This is a genomic window from Streptomyces novaecaesareae, assembly GCF_000716875.1.
Taxonomy (GTDB): domain Bacteria; phylum Actinomycetota; class Actinomycetes; order Streptomycetales; family Streptomycetaceae; genus Kitasatospora; species Kitasatospora novaecaesareae.
In genome coordinates, this window is record NZ_JNWQ01000027.1 from 15,781 (window position 1) to 32,730 (window position 16,950).

Annotated in this window: 17 protein-coding genes; 15 read left to right on the top strand and 2 right to left on the bottom strand. The window is 72.9% G+C overall.

Annotation, left to right across the window (positions count from 1 at the left end; genetic code table 11):
- Nucleotides 1–4: 4 nt before the first annotated feature.
- Nucleotides 5–739, bottom strand: coding sequence for a TetR/AcrR family transcriptional regulator (locus OP86_RS12675; RefSeq protein ID WP_051830024.1), 735 nt, complete (start codon nucleotides 737–739; stop codon nucleotides 5–7).
- A 104-nt stretch (nucleotides 740–843) separates the two neighbouring features.
- Between OP86_RS12675 and OP86_RS12680 the strand changes: the two genes are divergently transcribed.
- From OP86_RS12680 to OP86_RS12705, 6 genes are all read left to right on the top strand, one after another.
- On the top strand, nucleotides 844–1,842 hold the full coding sequence (locus OP86_RS12680; protein ID WP_030055313.1) for a daunorubicin resistance protein DrrA family ABC transporter ATP-binding protein: 999 nt from the start codon (nucleotides 844–846) through the stop codon (nucleotides 1,840–1,842).
- Nucleotides 1,842–2,672 (top strand): ABC transporter permease, encoded by an 831-nt coding sequence (locus OP86_RS12685; RefSeq protein ID WP_051830025.1) that lies wholly within the window; start codon nucleotides 1,842–1,844, stop codon nucleotides 2,670–2,672. Before OP86_RS12680 ends, OP86_RS12685 begins: the two co-directional genes overlap by 1 nt.
- Before the next feature lie 151 nt (nucleotides 2,673–2,823).
- Nucleotides 2,824–3,810, top strand: a complete 987-nt coding sequence (locus OP86_RS12690; protein ID WP_030055311.1) for an aldo/keto reductase — start codon at nucleotides 2,824–2,826, stop codon at nucleotides 3,808–3,810.
- 105 nt (nucleotides 3,811–3,915) lie between these two features.
- Nucleotides 3,916–4,542, top strand: coding sequence for a TetR/AcrR family transcriptional regulator (locus tag OP86_RS12695; RefSeq protein WP_030055310.1), 627 nt, complete (start codon nucleotides 3,916–3,918; stop codon nucleotides 4,540–4,542).
- Between the two features lie 84 nt (nucleotides 4,543–4,626).
- Complete coding sequence (locus OP86_RS12700; RefSeq protein WP_418952609.1) at nucleotides 4,627–5,232, top strand: DUF4188 domain-containing protein; 606 nt, start codon at nucleotides 4,627–4,629, stop codon at nucleotides 5,230–5,232.
- A gap of 104 nt (nucleotides 5,233–5,336) precedes the next feature.
- Nucleotides 5,337–5,957, top strand: coding sequence for a C39 family peptidase (locus tag OP86_RS12705; RefSeq protein ID WP_030055308.1), 621 nt, complete (start codon nucleotides 5,337–5,339; stop codon nucleotides 5,955–5,957).
- A gap of 64 nt (nucleotides 5,958–6,021) precedes the next feature.
- Here OP86_RS12705 and OP86_RS12710 read toward each other — a convergent pair whose 3' ends face one another.
- Entirely contained in the window at nucleotides 6,022–6,873 is an 852-nt protein-coding gene (locus OP86_RS12710) for an SCO6745 family protein (protein ID WP_030055307.1), read from the bottom strand.
- A gap of 281 nt (nucleotides 6,874–7,154) precedes the next feature.
- On the opposite strand from OP86_RS12710, the gene rpe reads away from it, so the two are divergent.
- From rpe to OP86_RS12755, 9 genes are all read left to right on the top strand, one after another.
- Nucleotides 7,155–7,838: a ribulose-phosphate 3-epimerase gene (rpe, locus tag OP86_RS12715; protein WP_030055306.1), complete on the top strand. Its 684-nt coding sequence runs from the start codon at nucleotides 7,155–7,157 to the stop codon at nucleotides 7,836–7,838.
- A gap of 159 nt (nucleotides 7,839–7,997) precedes the next feature.
- Nucleotides 7,998–8,957 (top strand): pirin family protein, encoded by a 960-nt coding sequence (locus OP86_RS12720; RefSeq protein WP_030055305.1) that lies wholly within the window; start codon nucleotides 7,998–8,000, stop codon nucleotides 8,955–8,957.
- 249 nt (nucleotides 8,958–9,206) lie between these two features.
- Nucleotides 9,207–9,440 (top strand): hypothetical protein, encoded by a 234-nt coding sequence (locus OP86_RS12725; protein WP_030055304.1) that lies wholly within the window; start codon nucleotides 9,207–9,209, stop codon nucleotides 9,438–9,440.
- A 186-nt stretch (nucleotides 9,441–9,626) separates the two neighbouring features.
- A complete protein-coding gene (locus tag OP86_RS36565; protein WP_030055303.1) occupies nucleotides 9,627–12,263 on the top strand; it encodes a tetratricopeptide repeat protein in 2,637 nt (878 codons plus the stop codon).
- Between the two features lie 52 nt (nucleotides 12,264–12,315).
- Nucleotides 12,316–13,281 (top strand): Gfo/Idh/MocA family protein, encoded by a 966-nt coding sequence (locus OP86_RS12735; RefSeq protein WP_030055302.1) that lies wholly within the window; start codon nucleotides 12,316–12,318, stop codon nucleotides 13,279–13,281.
- 347 nt (nucleotides 13,282–13,628) lie between these two features.
- Nucleotides 13,629–13,907 (top strand): hypothetical protein, encoded by a 279-nt coding sequence (locus tag OP86_RS12740; RefSeq protein ID WP_030055301.1) that lies wholly within the window; start codon nucleotides 13,629–13,631, stop codon nucleotides 13,905–13,907.
- Nucleotides 13,904–14,104 carry a hypothetical protein gene (locus tag OP86_RS12745; RefSeq protein WP_030055300.1) on the top strand — a complete coding sequence of 67 codons (201 nt, stop codon included), beginning with the start codon at nucleotides 13,904–13,906 and terminating at the stop codon, nucleotides 14,102–14,104. Before OP86_RS12740 ends, OP86_RS12745 begins: the two co-directional genes overlap by 4 nt.
- Before the next feature lie 675 nt (nucleotides 14,105–14,779).
- Nucleotides 14,780–15,547, top strand: a complete 768-nt coding sequence (locus OP86_RS12750; protein WP_030055299.1) for a TauD/TfdA dioxygenase family protein — start codon at nucleotides 14,780–14,782, stop codon at nucleotides 15,545–15,547.
- A 13-nt stretch (nucleotides 15,548–15,560) separates the two neighbouring features.
- On the top strand, nucleotides 15,561–16,940 hold the full coding sequence (locus OP86_RS12755; RefSeq protein WP_030258024.1) for an asparagine synthase C-terminal domain-containing protein: 1,380 nt from the start codon (nucleotides 15,561–15,563) through the stop codon (nucleotides 16,938–16,940).
- Nucleotides 16,941–16,950 lie beyond the last annotated feature (10 nt).

The window sequence follows — 16,950 nt, forward strand, 5'->3', positions numbered from 1 at the left end:
GGCTCTAGTCCTCCGTCGCCGGTGCCAGGACGGCGGCGATGACCCGGTCCAGGGTGCGGTCGAAGGCCTTCGCGGGGTCGGCGGGTGGGCCCGAGGCGGCGAATGCCTGGGCCAGGTGCGGGTATTCGCCGCTCATCGCGGCTTGGGCGAGGTAACCGACCAGCTCGGCCTGCCACTTGGCGCCGGCCGCCGCCGTCTGCTCGTACTGGGCGTACTGGCAGAGGAAGCCGTTGAACATGGCCATCGCCTCCATCCGCGCGCCGCCGCCGAGGCCGGTGGGGGCGGTGATGGCGAGGAAGTGGTCGGTGTAGCGCAGGGCGTTGGGGCCGATGCCGGGCCGGGCCAGCACCAGGGCGGGCAGCCAGGGGTGGCGGCGGAAGATCGCGAGCTGCTGGTGGGCGAGGTCGGCGAGGTCGGCGCGGACGTCGCCGGTGGGCGCGGCCGGCAGCACGTACTCGGCGGCGGTCGCGTCGAGCATCAGGTCGAGCAGGTGCTCCTTCTTCGGCACGTAGTTGTAGAGCGACATGGTGCCCGCGCCGAGCGCCGCCGCGACCCGGCGCATGGAGGCGGCGTCCAGGCCCTCGGCGTCGGCGATCGCGATCGCGGCGGCCGCGATCGATTCGCGGCTGTGGGCCGGGCGCGGGCCGCGGCCGGTGCGCTCGGGGCGCAGCCAGATCAGTTCGGGCGCGTCGGGGGTGGACGGGCGCTCGCTGCTGCGGGGGGTCTTGCTGGACGGCACTGGAAGATCACCTCGGTTTCCCATCTTAGATACGTACGGCGTACGTAGTAGGATGCGCTTGCGCGTGCTTCTACGTACGCTGTACCTAGAGAGAGGGGTCAGCCATGTCCGACGCCAGTCGACCCGCCATCGAGATGACGGGTGTGGAGAAACGGTTCGGCGCCACCGAGGCCCTGCGCGGCCTCGACCTCGCCGTGCCGGCCGGCACCGTCTGCGGCCTCCTCGGCCCCAACGGTGCCGGCAAGACCACCGCCGTTCGCGTTCTCGCGACCCTCGTCGCCCCCGACCGGGGCACCGTCCGGGTCGCCGGGCACGACGCCGTCCGCAACGCCGAGGAGGTCCGGCGGGCGATCGGCCTCGCCGGGCAGCACGCCGCCCTGGACGAGGGCATCACCGGCCGCGACAACCTCCACCTCTTCGGCCGGCTGCACCGCCTCGGCGCCCGCCGGGCCCGGGAGCGCGCCGACGAACTGCTCACCCGCTTCGGCCTCGCCGAGGCCGGCGACCGGCTCGTCCGCACCTACTCCGGCGGCATGCGCCGACGCCTCGACCTCATCGCCAGCCTCGTCACCAGCCCGCCCGTGCTGTTCCTGGACGAGCCCACCACCGGGCTCGACCCGCGCAGCCGGCTGGAGATCTGGGACACCGTCAAGGAGTTGGCCGACGGCGGCACCACCGTGCTGCTCACCACCCAGTACCTGGAGGAGGCCGACCGGCTCGCCGACGACATCGTGGTCGTCGACCACGGCGCCGCCATCGCCACCGGCCCGCCCGACCGGCTCAAGGAGGCGATCGGCAGCCAGGTCTCCGTCACCCTGGCCAACCCGGAGCAACTCGCCGCCACCGCTGTGGTGTTGTCCGCGCTGACCGGCGGCGACGCGCAGGTGGACGTCGCTGAGCGGACCGTCACGGTGCTGACGGTGCCCGGGGTGTCCGTCCTGCTGCCCTCGCTGGTGCGGGAGTTGGACGGCGCCGGGGTCCTCGCGGAGGACGTCGCGGTGCGGGCGCCCTCGTTGGACGACGTGTTCCTCGCGCTCACCGGAGCGGCCCGGGAGTCCGCTGCCGGATCCCAGGAGTCCGCCGACCTCGGGAGGGCCGCCTGATGGCCGCCGCCGTGCACACCGCCGCGGGCCCCTCGCGTCCCTCGGCCGGAGGCCGGCTGGCCTCCGACACCTGGACGTCGATGCTCCGCATTCTGCTCAACTACCGCCACTCGCCGGGCCTGTTGGCCGCCTCGCTGGGCGTCCCGGTGGTCATGGTGGTGGTCTTCGGGTACGTCTTCGGCAGCGCCATGCGGGTGCCGGGCGGCGGTGACTACCGGGAGTTCCTGATGCCCGGGCTGTTCGCCATGGTCGCCACCAACGGCGTCATGCCCACCATGGTCGGCGCCGCCCGGGACGTCGGGCGCGGGGTCACCGACCGGCTGCGCTCCATGCCGGTCTCCCGCACCGGGCTGCTGCTCGGGCAGACCCTCGCCGACCTGCTGGTCAGCGTGGTCGTCCTGGCCCTGCTCGCCCTGGTCGGACTCGCCGCCGGGTGGCGCGCCCGGCACGGACTCGCCGACGCGCTGGGGGCGTTCGCGCTGCTGCTGCTCTTCCGGTTCGTGATGACCTGGCTCGGCACGCTGCTCGGCCTGGCCGTCGGCAAGGAGGAGGCGGCCGGCCAACTCTCCGTCGTGGTCTTCCCGTTGGCGATGATCACCAACGCCTACGTGCCCACCGGCGGCATGCCCGGCTGGCTGCGGACGGTCGCCGACTGGAACCCGATCAGCTCCGTCGTCGAGGCCGCCCGCGGGCTCTTCGGAAACCCCTCCGCACCCGGCTCCGCCTGGCCGATGCAGCACGCCGTGCTGGCCACGCTGCTCTGGAGCGCCCTCCTGCTCGCGGTCTGCGGGCCGCTGGCCGTACGGAAGTTCGCCACCCACGGGCGGTGATCCGCCTCGTCCGGCTCATCCAGCACATCGCGCATCCGGCTCGCCCGGCCTGTCCGGCTCATCGGGCGCATCCGGCCCGTCCGGCTCGCCGGGCTCGTCCGGACGGGAAATGTGCTGGACACCGGGGCCGGTGCGGCCGAAGGTGGGCGCCATGGAGTACACCCACCTCGGCCGTACCGGCCTGACCGTCTCCCGCCTCTGCCTCGGCACCATGAACTTCGGCCCGCACACCGAAGAGGCCGACGCCCACCGCCTCATGGACACCGCCCACGAGCGCGGCATCAACTTCTTCGACACCGCCAACTCCTACGGCCGCGACAGCGAGGGCAACCTCCAGGGCCGTACCGAGGAGATCATCGGCCGTTGGTTCGCCCAGGGCGGCGGCCGCCGCGAGCGCACCGTCCTCGCCACCAAGGCCTACGCCACCATGAGCGACTGGCCGAACGACGGCAAGCTCTCCGCGCTCGCCATCCGCCGGGCCGTCGAGGCCAGCCTGCGCCGGCTGCAGACCGACCACATCGACCTGTACCAGATGCACCACATCGACCGGGCCACGCCCTGGGAGGAGATCTGGCAGGCGATGGAGGTCCTGGTCGCCCAGGGCAAGATCATCTACGTCGGCTCCAGCAACTTCGCCGGCTGGCACATCGCCCAGGCCCAGGAGGCCGCCCGCTCCCGGCACTTCCTCGGCCTGGTCAGCGAGCAGTCCCTCTACAACCTGCTCGACCGCGCGATCGAGCTGGAGGTCATCCCCGCCCTCCAGCACTACGGCCTCGGGCTCATCCCGTGGTCCCCGCTGCGCAGCGGCCTGCTCGGCGGCGTGCTGCGCAAGGAGCGCGAGGGTACCCGCGGCCGTAGCGCCATGGGCTACGCGAGCGAACTCCTCGCCAAGCACCGCGACCGGCTCCAGGCCTACGAGGACTTCGCCGACGAACTCGGCGTCGACCCGGCCGACCTCGCGCTCGCCTGGATCCTCTCCCGCCCCGCCGTGACCGCCCCGATCATCGGCCCCCGCACCCCGGCTCACCTCGACGCCGCCCTGGTGGCGCTCGACCTGAAGCTCGACCAGAAGACCCTCGACCGCCTCGACGAACTCTTCCCGGGCCACCGCCCCGCCCCGGAGGACTACGCCTGGTAGGCCCTTCTGGCAGGCCCTTCGTTTCTCGCGCCCGGCCCCGGCCCCGGCCCCGGCACCGCCTTCGGCAAGAAGGCGGTGCCGACCGGTTGTGGTAGCAAGACAGACATGAGGGAGATCAGGGAAGCTGCCGGAGAGCGGGGTGCCTACCACCACGGGGCGTTGCCGGAGGCGCTGGTGGCGGCGGCGTTCGAGGTGCTGGACGAGCAGGGGCAGGAGAAGGTGAGCGTCCGGGAGGTGGCGCGGCGGGCGGGGGTGTCGGCGGGGGCGCCGTTCCGTCACTTCGCCGACCGGAAGGCGCTGTTGACCGCGCTGGCGGACCGGGTGCTGGCGGACTTCACGCGCTGGCAGGAGGCGCAGGTGGCGGCGGCCGGCCCGGACGGCCGGTCGGTGATGCGGGCGATCGGGATGGGGTTCGTCCGGTACGCGGTGCGCCATCCGCGGCGGTTCGAGCTGGTGCGCTCGCGGGTGTTCACGGCCTCGCGGGACCCGGAGCTGCGGGAGCAACTGGACGGGATCGACCGGGCGTTCACGGACCTGATCGTCGCGGACCAGGAGGCGGGCCGGCTGCGCCCCGGGGATCCGGCGCTGGTCGCGCTGGCCGGGCAGGCGCTGGTGTACGGGCTGGCGCAGATGATCGTGGACGGCTACCTGCCGGCCGAGAAGGCGGAGGAGCTGGCCGCGCAGGTGCTCGACAGCTTCGGTCAGGGTGTCGCCAACAGGCCTGTCCCGTAGCCGAATTGTGCCCGTGGCGTGCCTTGACCGGGGTATCGCGCGCTGATGTAATCACCGATTACATCAGGTACGGGGAGGCACAGAATGCCGTTGTTCGTCAAGCCGCTGCCGGGCTACACCACCGCCGCCGCGACCGGCGACACCGTGGTGCTGCTCATCGGCATGCGGGTCAACCGGTTCTGGGCAGTGCACCACTGGGGCCCGGTGATGTTCGCGATGCTCCGGATGCTGTACGAGCTGCGCCGCAGCCCCGAACGCGGGCTCCTCGGCCGCATCCTGCTCACCGCCTCGCCGCGCACCTACTACGTCGTCCAGTACTGGGAGTCCAAGGAGAAGCTGTACGGCTACGCGACCGCGCCGGACGGCTTCCACCACAGGGCGTGGGGCATCGCCAACCGCAAGCTGGCGGAGGGCAAGGCCCGCGGGCACGTCGGCCTCTGGCACGAGACGTACATCGTGCCGGAGGGCGGGTACGAGTCGATCTACTTCGACATGCCGGCGTTCGGCCTGGCCGGCGCCACCGGTGCGATCCCGGTGGAGCAGCGCGGACGGCGCGCGGCGCAGCGCCTGGCCTACCGGTCGGGCGAGCCCGGCGCGGCGGGGGAGCCGGTCGGTGCGGGGGAGCCGGTCGCCGCCGGGCAGCAGGTCGGCGAGCCCGTGGGGGATGCGGGCACCCAGGGAGTGTCGTGAGTCGTTCGGCCGCCGCCGCGTGAGAGCGTCGGGGGATGGTGGATCAGGGCAGCGTGCGGGCGGGCCGGCCGGAGTGGCCGGCCCGAACCGCACAGGGGGCGCGAGTGGTGCACGAGGTGCCGTACCACGCGCAGTGGGAGTCCGCGGAACTCGTACGGGAGATCGTGGACGGGCGCCTGGACGCGGCGGCGGACCCGCGCTGGGGGCAGTCGGGGGCGGGCACCCCGGAGGAGTACGCGTGGTGGTCGTGGCGGCTGTGCGGGGTGGCCTGCCTGCGGATGGCGCTGGAGCACTGGTGGGGCGTGACGCCGACGGCGATGGCGCTCGCGGGCGAGTGCGTGGCGGCCGGCGCGTACGTGCGGGACGGCGACGGCCTGCGCGGACTGATCCACGCGCCGTTCGCCGGGTACGTCCGCCGCCGGTGGGGACTGGCGGCGCAGGAAAGGGAGTTGACGCCCGAGGCGGTGGCGGCCGAGGTGGCCGGCGGGCGGCTGGTGATGGTGTCGGTGCACCCCTCGATCCGGGAGCCGGGCGGGCCGGAGCCGGTGCGGCGCGGCGGGCACCTGGTGCTGGCGGTCGGCGCCACGGACACGGCGCTGCTGATCCACAACCCGTCCGGGTTCCCGGGGGAGTCGCAGGCCTTCGCGCGCGTGCCGTGGCGGTCGTTCGGGCAGTTCTACGCCGGGCGGGGGATCGTGCTCGGCCCGCCCGGCGGCGGCCGGTAGCAGAGGCCTGGGCGTTCGGTCACAAGCCGTCCGGTCACATGCCGTCCGGTCACACGCCGTCCGGTCACACCTTGTCCGGCAGCCCCGCCGGGTTGACCGGCAGCGCGCCGCGACAGAGTGCCGATATCGGCTTCAACGCGGCGGCCAGCTGGTCGAGTTCGGCCCGCGGGTAGTCCTCCCACACCCGGGCGGCGGCGAGGTCGGTGGCCGCCTCCAGGCTCTGGTGGCGGATCCGGCCGAGCTCGGTGACCGCGCCCTGCGCCGTCAGCCAGCCGCGCTCGACCAGGCGCTCGGTGGCGGCCTCCCACTCGGTGTCCGTCCACCCGCGCAGCGGCTGCAGCATCTCGCGCCGCATGTCCATCGCGCACCGGACCACCAGCGCCTCGCAGCCGTCCAGCCCGGCCGTCACCAGCGCGGCGACGTGGCCGTCCCCGCGGTGCTCCCGCATCACGGTGGCGGCCTGCCAGAGGCGCTCGTACAGGCCGGTCGGCCGGGGGAGCGCGGCGTTGGCGGCGGCCAGCACCCGGCCCACGCAGTCCAGCCGTTCCGCGGCCTGCTCCAGCGTCTGCGTGACCAGCTCGACCTGCTCCTGGTCCACGTGCTCCAGCAGCCGGGCCAGCGTCGCCGCCGCGCCCTTCAGCCGGGCGGCCAGCACCTCCTCCGGGCCGGCGTGCGTCCACGCCTCCGGCAGCACGCGCTCGACCAGCGACGGGGCGAAGTTGAAGAACGCGGCGATCACCGGCGGAGCGTCCACCGCGCCCAGCGGCGCCGACCGTCCGGCGAAGTAGCCGCGCCAGGCGCCGCGCAGCCCGGCCGCCTCGTAGGCCTCGCGGGTCTCGGGCTGGAAGCCGGAGACGGCGTGCACCGGCTCGAAGAGCCACCACAGGGCGCGGGCGGGGTGGACGAGATCGGTCATCGGGAGACCTTCCTCGGACGGAGCTCCCGGACGGAGCGGGAGCTCGGCTGGACGGGCGCGGCCGGACGGGCGCCGGGGCGGTCGGGGTTCGGGCCGTCCGGGCGGGTGCGAGGACCGCTCAAGTGCTGATGGCCACGGCGGGGGCCCCGGTAACCCCGGACGGGGTGTGATGACGGTCACGCGTGGGCCGGGCCGGGCGGTCGGCGCTCGCGCGGCGCGAGATGATGGGGCGAGGTGCCCGATCCCGGGGCGCCCCAGCCCTCGTGTGAAGGTAGTCGGTCATGGCCCAGATCAACCCCAGCATCCTGTCCGCGGACTTCGCCCGGCTCGCCGACGAGGCCGAGGCCGTCCGGGGTTCCGACTGGCTGCACGTGGACGTCATGGACAACCACTTCGTGCCCAACCTGACCCTGGGCGTCCCGGTGGTCGAGGCGCTGGCCCGCGCCACCGACACCCCGCTCGACTGCCACCTGATGATCGAGGACCCGGACCGCTGGGCCCCCCAGTACGTCGAGGCCGGCGCCGGCTCCGTCACCTTCCACGTCGAGGCCGCCGCCGCGCCCGTCCGGCTCGCCCGCGAGATCCGCGCCAAGGGCGCCCGGGCGTCCATGGCGCTCAAGCCGGGCACGCCGATCGAGCCGTACGAGGACCTGCTGCCCGAGCTCGACATGGTGCTGATCATGACCGTCGAACCCGGCTTCGGCGGCCAGGCGTTCCTGGACATCATGCTGCCGAAGATCCGCCGCACCCGGGAGCTGATCGCCAGGCACGACCTGGAGCTGTGGCTCCAGGTGGACGGCGGAGTCGCCGCCAGCACCATCGAGCGCTGCGCCGAGGCGGGCGCGGACGTGTTCGTGGCCGGCTCGGCGGTGTACGGGGCGCAGGACCCGGCGGAGGCGGTCCGCAACCTGCGGGACCTCGCCGACAAGGCGTCCGCGGACGCCTGGTGGGCCTGCCGGCACTGAGGACCGCGACGCGGGGCCCTGGGGCGTGTCCGGGGCAGGACCGCCGGATGGCCGGGCGCGGGTGGAGGAACCGTCGATCGTGACGGATGATCGGTGGCGAACCGATCGGCGACGACCTCCCTCGGCGCCCGGCCCTCCTCGTACGGTGGTGGAACCGCGATGAGCAACCTCGACCTCAAGCCCGCCCCGACCGTCTGCGGCCGCGAGGCCGGCGGCGGTCCGGCGAAGGATCTGCTGACGCCGCGTCAAGTCCGGCTCGGCGAAAGCACGGTGGTCCGCCGACTGCTCCCCAACCTCGGCCGCCGGATGGTCGGCGCCTGGTGCTTCGTCGACCACTACGGCCCGGACGACATCGCCGACGAGCCCGGCATGCAGGTCCCGCCGCACCCGCACATGGGCCTGCAGACGGTCAGCTGGCTGCACGAGGGCGAGGTGCTGCACCGCGACAGCCTCGGTAGCCTGCAGACCGTCCGGCCGTACGAACTGGGCCTGATGACCTCCGGCCGGGCGATCTCCCACTCCGAGGAGTCCCCACGCCCGCACGCCCGCTACCTGCACGGCGCCCAGCTCTGGGTCGCCCTCCCGGACGCCCACCGGCACACCGCCCCCGCCTTCGAGCACCACCCCGACCTGCCCGTGGTCACCGCCCCGGGCCTGCGCGCCACCGTCATCCTCGGCACCCTCGACACCGCCACGTCGCCCGGCACCACCCACACCCCGATCGTCGGCGCCGACCTCGCCCTCGCCGAGGGCACGGACCTCCGGCTCCCGCTCGTCCCCGACTTCGAGTACGCCGTCCTCGCCATGTCCGGCCGCGTCGACGTCGACGGCGTCCCCGTCGAGCCCGGCTCCATGCTCTACCTCGGCTGCGGCCGCCCCCACCTCCCCCTCCACGCCCACAGCGACGCGGCCGTCCTGCTGCTCGGCGGCGAGCCGTTCGACGAGAAGATCCTCATGTGGTGGAACTTCATCGGCCGTTCGACCGAGGAGATCGCGCAGGCGCGCGCCGACTGGATGACCGGCGCGCGCTTCGGCGAGGTGCACGGCTACGCGGGCGACCGGCTGGCGGCACCGGAGTTGCCCGACCTCCCGCTCAAGCCGCGCGGGCGAGAGCGCTGACCTGCGGAGACATTGCCGACGGGCGTAACGCCTGAGGTGGAGGCTGCTTTGCCCGCCGTTTGCCCTTCTGAGGGCGATGGTTCAGAGCGCCGGCTCGCCGACGGCGAAGACGGCCACCTGACACCCGCGCACTCCCCGTGAAACCAGCGCTACGGGGGGTGCGTAGGTGTGCTGACGGTGGCGGCTTGTACGGTCGTCATGCCGCAGAGGGAGAAGCCCCTTTGTTGCATGGGGAGGAGTGGCACACGCGTGGGTGGTAGCCCGCACTTCACCACGGGGCCCGACGGCGCGGCGATCGGCGCGCCACTCGCCGGGGCCGTCATCGACCACTCCGCACCGGCCTGGGGCTTCGCGGTCACCGGCCTGGTCGGGGCCTCCCTGTTGGCCGTCACGATCGCCTACCAGCACGTCGCCGCGCCGAAGCCCGCCGAGAAGTCCACCGAGAAGTCCACCGACCAGGCCGACGCCCCGGCGACGGCCTGATCCTTCCTCCCCCGGGACGAGGCCGCACCTGCCCCCGCAGGTGCGGCCTCGTCACGCCCGTTCGGACATGATCGACGGGGCGGGTCCTTGTGGCGCCGCACCGGAAGCTGACAGGATTTCAGGTCAAATGCTCCTCGCGAGATGCGAACCGGACACCTGCCCTGGCGGTGCGGAGAAGGAGGCGGGATGGCACGGGTGAACCTTCGGGCCGCGTTCATGAGCGGGCTGTCGTCCACCGTCACGGCGCAACAGGTCTTCACCAACCGGGTCGACGAAGTCGCCGCCTTCAACGGGTCGGTGGAGTGCCTGCGCCGGACGCTGGACGAAGCCGAGTCCTCGCCGGTGGTGGACCGGGCGCAGGGGCGCCGCAACGTCCTGACGCTCTACGGGGTCGGCGGCATAGGCAAGACGACGCTCTCGTACGAGCTGGAGCGCCGACTGCTCGCCGACGCGGCGGCCGAGGGCCGCGACGACGTCGTGGCCGTACGGGTCGACCTAGCCGAGGACGGCGCCTGTGACATCGAGGGCCTGCTGCTGCGCCTGCGGGCCGGCCTGGGCCAGTTGGGCAGCCGGTGGCAGGCATTCGACCTGGCGCTCGCCTCCTACTGGGCCCGCGCGCACCCGGGGGAGGCCCTACAGGACTTCCTGGACAGCTCGCCGGCCCTGCGCCGGGCCTCCCGGAGCGTCGGCCTCGGCGAGCAGATCGCGGAGACCGTGCGGGACGTCGACCCCGCCGGGCTCGGCGGTCTGACCGGGCTGGCGCACCGTGCGGCTCTGGCCACCTATCGCGCCGTTCGGGACCGGGTGCGGGAGGGGCGCCTGCTGGCCGACTGCGAGCTGTTCGCCGAACTGGTCGAGGCCGACGCCGACTACGAGACGCTCTCCTACTTCCCGTACCTGCTGGCCTGGGATCTCGACCGGCTGCCGCACCGGGGCCGGCCAGCCCGACGGCCCACGGTGTGCGTGTTCCTGGACACCTTCGAGGTGGTCAACGGTCGTGCCGACCGCACGGTGGAGCGTCTGATCCAACGGTGCGCCTACCTGATGCCCAACGTGCTCTTCGTGATCACCGGCCGCAACCGGGTCGACTGGGCCGACGCCGGTGCGGGCGGCGAGCTGGACTTCACCGGCCCGCAGTGCTGGCCCAACCTGCACTTCAGTAACGACACCGCCGAACCCCGCCAGCACCTCGTCGGCTACCTGTCGGACTCCGACGCCGACAGCTACCTCAGCGAGGCGCTCACCCGGGACGGCGAACCCGTCATGCCCGCCGAGGTCCGTCGGCGCATCATCGCCGGCGGCCAGGGGCTGCCCCTGTACCTGGACCTGTCGGTGTCACACTTCGCCGCACTCCTCGCCCGTGGCGGGCAGCCGTCGCCGGCGGACTTCGGCGGCTCGTTCACGGCGGTGGCCACCCGGTCGATCCGCGACCTGCCCCGGGACGAGCGGGATCTGGTCCGGACCGCGGCCCTCACCGACCGGGTCGGTGCCGATCTGCTGCGGGCCGGGCAGCCCGGCGTCTCCGACGGCAGCGTGGCCCGGTTCCTGCGGCGGCCGTTCCTGACCCACGACGACGCCTACGCGCTGCCGTACGCCTTGCACGCGGCGCTCCGCCACGCCATCGGCGAGGCGGACCGGACCCTCCCCGACGGCTGGTCCGACCGTGACCGCAGCGAGGTCGCGGCCCGGCTGCTCGCCTGGCTGGGCGGGCGCGTGGGGCCCTCCGCCGGACGGGTCGCCGTCGCCCAGGCCCTGGAGTCGGGGCTCAAGCTCTCGGCGGCGTACGGGGTCTTCGAGGACTGGATGGCCCGCGCCGCGCAGCGCCTGGTCGAGGCCGGGCAGTGGTCGGAGCTGGGCAGCGGGCTCGCCGCCGAACAGGCCGGGTCGCCGGAGTGCCGGGCCCTTCTCGCCGCGGTACGGGGCGTTCAGCTGCGTCGTACGGGCCGTGCTGCACAGGCGGTCGAACTGCTGGGCGGCGCGGGGGAGGGCGTACCCCAGGGCAGCCCCACGGCACAGCTGGTGCAGGTCCACCTCGCCCACGCGCTGCGCAACCACGGCGACTACACCGGGGCGGCGAAGATCTACCGCGCCCTGGTGGGCGGCGAGTTCGACGCGGTGGCCCGGTACTGGCTGTGCGACTTCGACTACCTCAACGGACGGTTCGGTACGGCCTTGGGTTCGCTGCGGGAGCAGCGCAGCCGCGGTCCGGAGGACGAGGGCGAGCGGCTCCGGCTGATCGGGCACATCTGGCGGGTGAACGCCCGCTTCGACGAGGCGAGCGCCGCGTACGACCGGGCGATCGTCCTGGCCCGGCGTGAGGGCCTGGCCGCCGCGGAGGCGAAGGCGTTGGCCAACCTGGCGCAGACGGTGTGCTGGGCGGGCGACACGGACGCGGTGTCGGACGCGGCGACCCGTGCGCGGGATCTGCTCGATCTGGTGCCGAACCCGGTCGAGCTGGTCAAGATCCGGTCCGCCGAGGCGGTCGCCCATGCGGTGGCCGGCGACGCCGGGGCCGCAACGGAGGCGGTCCGAGGCACCCGGAGGCTGGCGGACGACATCGGCTACCGGGGCGGCCACAACCTGGCCGACGTGGCCCAGATCCTGCTCGGGGTCCTCGGCGGCGACCACGACGGTGCCCGCCGTACCCGCGCAGAGCTCGACGCGCGCACCCGCAGGTCGGGTGGCAACACGTACTGGGTTCCGATCGCGACCAGCTGGATCGACGGTGTCCCGACGGCGGTGGAGCACGACCCGGGGGTCGAGTGGGTCGACGGCCCGGCCGTGTCGTTGGGCCGGTGGGCCGAGGTGGCCGCGCGACGATGAGAGCCCGGAGCCCCGGGATGCGGGGCCGCAGCGGACGAGGGGAACAGATCGGATGACCGACCCGGTACGCGTCGAGCCGGTCCGTGTCGGCCTGGTGGGGGTCGGCATCATCGCCGAGACCCACCTCGCCGTCCTGGCTGAACGGGACGATGTGGCCCTGGAGTTCACGGTGGACTCGAGACCAGTCGGGCCGGTCGAATTCCGGGGCGCCACGCGGCCCCACTACGGCGAACTGGCCAGGGCGCTCGACGCGCACCGGCCGGACCTGGTGGTCGTGGCCACCCCGACGGAGACGCACGCCGAGCTGACGGTCCAGGCCCTGCTCCACTCCGAGGCCACGGTCTTGGTGGAGAAGCCTCTCGTCCACGATCTCGCCTCGCTCGCGGAATTGCGCAACTTGGATGGAAAAGCTGACGTGCGGGGCAGGCTGTTCACCGCCCACCACTTCGCGTTCTCGCCCGAGGTCGACTGGGCGGCAGGGCTGATTGCCGCGAATCCGGACTGGGGGCCGGTCACGGCCATCACCTCGGCCTTCTACGACCCTTACGTCCTGCGGGGAGAGGCGGCCTTCGCCTCGTACGTCTCCAGCTGGACGGACTCGGGGGTGAACCAGCTGAGCATACTCACCCGCTTCGTCGACCTCACCGGGCTCACCTCACTCCGGCAGACGGACGGCGGTGCGAGCGCGTGGTGCGCCGTGGGCTTCCGCTCCCGGGGGGAGGCGGGCACGGCCCGGTTGCGCAGTAGCTGGCTGACCGGCTCCAGCAGCAAGGAGAGCAACCTGGTGCTCGGCCACTCCGGAGTGGAGGTTTGGATCGACCACACCGCCATGACCGGATTCGCCGCCCGGGCGGGCGAGTTGCTGGCATCCTTCGGCAACGACGGCCGGACCGATCGGAAGGTCGCCCACTACCGTCCGCTCTATGCCAGCCTCCTCTCCGGCCGGCCGGACCCGGTGCTCGGCTTCGATGCCGCGGCGACGGTCACCGCGATCCACCACTCGGTGCCTGAGGTGTGAATTCTCTGCGAATCCGTGGATCCACCCAGGTCAGCGACGTGAACATTTGCTAAACCGGATTAGTTGTTGACCCGGGTGTCGAGTTCATGTCGGGATCGGTCGAATTTTGGGGGAATGAGGCCGGGCGGCGCGACCGATTGGAATCCTCGTCGGAATATGCGGCCGGAATCCGGCAGGAGAATCCGATCCGAGGGGGCGAAGCATGAACGACGCGCACGACACCCTGGAACGCATCTGGCTCTCCGTCCGCATCCCGAGGAGACCTCCGCGACGGCGGACGCCCCGGAGATCGTGGTCGGGCGGCGGTTCGACCGGATCGCCGCCCTGGTCGCGGACCGCCGCGGCCGGTGAACGCCGCGAGGTCGGCTGAGGCCTTCGCCCACACCGAGATCACCGACTACCTCCTCGGCTGCATCCGGGACGACTGGCACTGCATCGTCTTCGTGGACGACCACCACCTCCGCGGGTGCGACGACCCGTTCGTCCGGGAGGTGCTGCTGTTCGGCCATGACGGCACCGAACGCGTCTTCCGCGCACTGGCCTTCGGCAAGCGGAAGGTCTTCGGCCGGGTGCGGATGGGCTGCGACGACCTCGCCAGACCTTCGCCCGCGCCCGTACCGAGATGACGCCGCCGAACCCGGCCGCGCACATCGCCTTCCCGATCCAGCTGCTGCGCCCCCGGGCGGCCCGGTACGTGCTCCGGATGAAGGCGCTGCAGTTCCTGCACGCGGACAGCCCCGGTGTTCCTCAACGCCGCGGCAGGCCGGGGACGGCGAACGGCGGGGCCCTGGAGGCGGTCTGTGCCGTGGCCGGGCGGCTGTGACTCGGCCGGCTTCTTGGGCTTCCTCAAGTGCGCTGTTGTGTACGTCACTTCGACCGATTCGGGTCGAATTGACGGTACGTCATGTCGTCCGTGAGTTCCTTGACGGTATGCGATCGGGGCGCTTACGGTGGTGATCGATCCGGCGGGCTCCGTCGCCCGGCGGGAGAGAGCACCCCAGTACGAAGGGTCGGGCCAACGCCCCGACTGCGGCGGGGCGTTACCGCCCCCCAGGGGATGTTTCGATGGATCCGTGAGGAGAGGCCGAGGGGAAGTCACGGATTCTGGTTGACGGTTCATCATCAATGACCATGGGGGGATCATGAGGCGAGCGTCGGTGCTGTGTCCGGGCGTGCGGTTCCGGCAGCCGTCCGAGAGAGCTTCCGCAGCCGACTAGCTGCCGCCTCCGCCGAGCCGCCTCCGCCGTGCCGCTCCCGTGGGCCGAGCCCCGGGTGCGCCCTCCGGCCTGCCCGGCCGCAGTGCGGTCGCACGCCGCCGGTGGGGCGCGAACTCCGGCGCGGATCAGCCACGTTGCCGATTTCTGCCGGCAGCACTGCCGGTTCGTTCGTTTCGTTTCGTTCACTCGCGCACTCGCTCACGGATCGCCGCTCCGGTGCCAGGGACATCCACCGGGTCGGCGCGCCGCGCATGCGTCGCATCGGATCGCTAGGAGTGGAAATGGCCAACGCGCTCGACATGCGGGACATCGCCCGCAGCGCGCTCTGTCCCGCCGGACAGCACCAGGACTTCCGCAAGAAGCTGGACGAGTACGGGTTCGTCGTCCTCCAGCCGGGCGGAGCCGACGACCGCAGCCTCGACGACATCATGTCCGAGCTGGGCGAACCCGTGGAGTACGGCTTCGGCCCCAAGCTCGACCTGCAGCCGAAGGAGGGTTCCGACAACCTGCAGTTCACCACCCGGGCGATGCCGCTGCACACCGACGGCAACTTCAACGCCGGGCCGGCCGTCCGGTACATCGGCATGCACTGCGTGACGGCGCCCGAAGTCGGCGGCGAGACGCTGATCGCGAGCAACGCCGCGTTCTTCGCCCAGGCGCCGGCCGATCTGCTCGACGCCATGCAGGGCATCACCATCGAGTACCGCAACCGGATCTCCGGCTACTACCGCGACCGGGCCGAGGGGGACCACCCCACGGTGGCCCCGATCCAGGACGACCCGGTCACCGGCCGGAAGCGGCTCGTCATCGGCCTCACCGACCCCGACGACCCGATGCGCACCCATGACGCGACGATCGTGGGCCACTCGGCCGAGGAGAGCGCCGAACTGCTGGAGCGGATCAAGGCCGTCCTGCACCAGCCGAGCGTGCTCTACGCGCACAAGTGGCAGGTCGGGGAGGTGATCGTCCAGGACAACCTGCAGGTCGTCCACGGTCGTGCCGCCTTCCCGGACCAGCCGCGCAAGCTGGTCCGGCTGTCGGTCGCCTGAGAGCGGCGGCCCGATGAACACCTATCCCTCGCTCCTCCTGGACGTCCGCGACCGGCGCACCGGCCTCGCGGTACAGCTCGACAGCGCGGCACAACCCGACGGCGCCGGCGAGCCCGGCGACACCGGGCGGCTCGTCGTGGAGGAATTCGGCCGCGGGCGGCCGCTGCCCTCCGGCGGCCTGAACGACTGCAACACCGTCGAGTGGACCGGTGAGCGCGTCACCGTCCGCACCAGCCGGCAGAACCCCACGATCCTGCGCTACTGGCGGCAGCCGGGCACGGGCCGCGTCCTGATCGGAACCGACCTGGCCGAGCTCACCGCGCGGGCCATCGCCTGCGTGGGCGCCGAATCCGACCGCGTCGCGCAGATCCGCGCCGTCCGCGCCTCGATCCGCGCGATCGGCGGCGGCCGCACCGTCGTCTTCTCCCGCTCCGCGGACGGCGGCGCGACGGAGGTCACCGAGACGGTGTCGCAGAGCTGGCAGGCCTCCCCGATCACCGGCGAGACCGCCGTCGAGGCCGGGGCCCGGCAGATCGAGGCGCTGCGCCGGGAGATCCTCTCCTCCGGCACGCCCGGCCCGGTGACCGCCGTCGTCTCCGGCGGCGTGGACTCCGGGCTCGTCGCCGCGCTGGCGAAGCAGGCCGGAATCCTCGACCACCTCGCCAGCCTGGGCACCCCGTGGGGCGACGAGTACGCCGCCGCCGACGAGCTCGGCACCCACCTGGGCATGCCCGTCCGCCACCTCGCGCTCTCCGAGGAGGACATCCTCCGGGCGATCCCGGAGACCGTCCGGATGCTCGGCGTCCCCAACCGGGAGATGGTCGCCGGCGGGGTCAACCTCGTCGCGGTCTACCGGCAGGGCGACATCCCGGCCGGCACCGTCCTGACCGGCGTCGGCGCCGACTTCATCAACTCCGGGCTGCGGACCGAGGCCGGTACCGTGCCCGACCTGCAGCGCGCCGTCGCCCAGTGCCTGGCCGACGCGGCCGCGGCCGGCGAACTGTCCGGCGTGGCGGCCGCGGCGTACGGCTACACCCTGCGCCACATGTACTGGAACACGCCCGTCATCCAGGCCGCCCTGGACACGGACCCCGAGGTCATGCGCCACCGCGACCGCGAGAAGGGCCACATGCGGGCCGCGGCGGAGGCGCTGCTGCCGCCGCAGATCGCCTGGCGGCCCAAGCAGGCGCTGCACCACGGCAGCGGCGTCCAGCGCAACCTGGACGGCGCGGTGGCCCGGCTGATCGGCCCGGCCGCCGTCGACGTGGAGCGCTTCTACGAACTCATCGCCACCGAACTGGCCGACGCGCTGGTCGATGCACCGCACGAGCCGATCGACTCGGACAAGTGCCTGGAGGCGGCGGTGGCCGCCTACGTCCGCGAGAACCACTGAGAACGGGGGA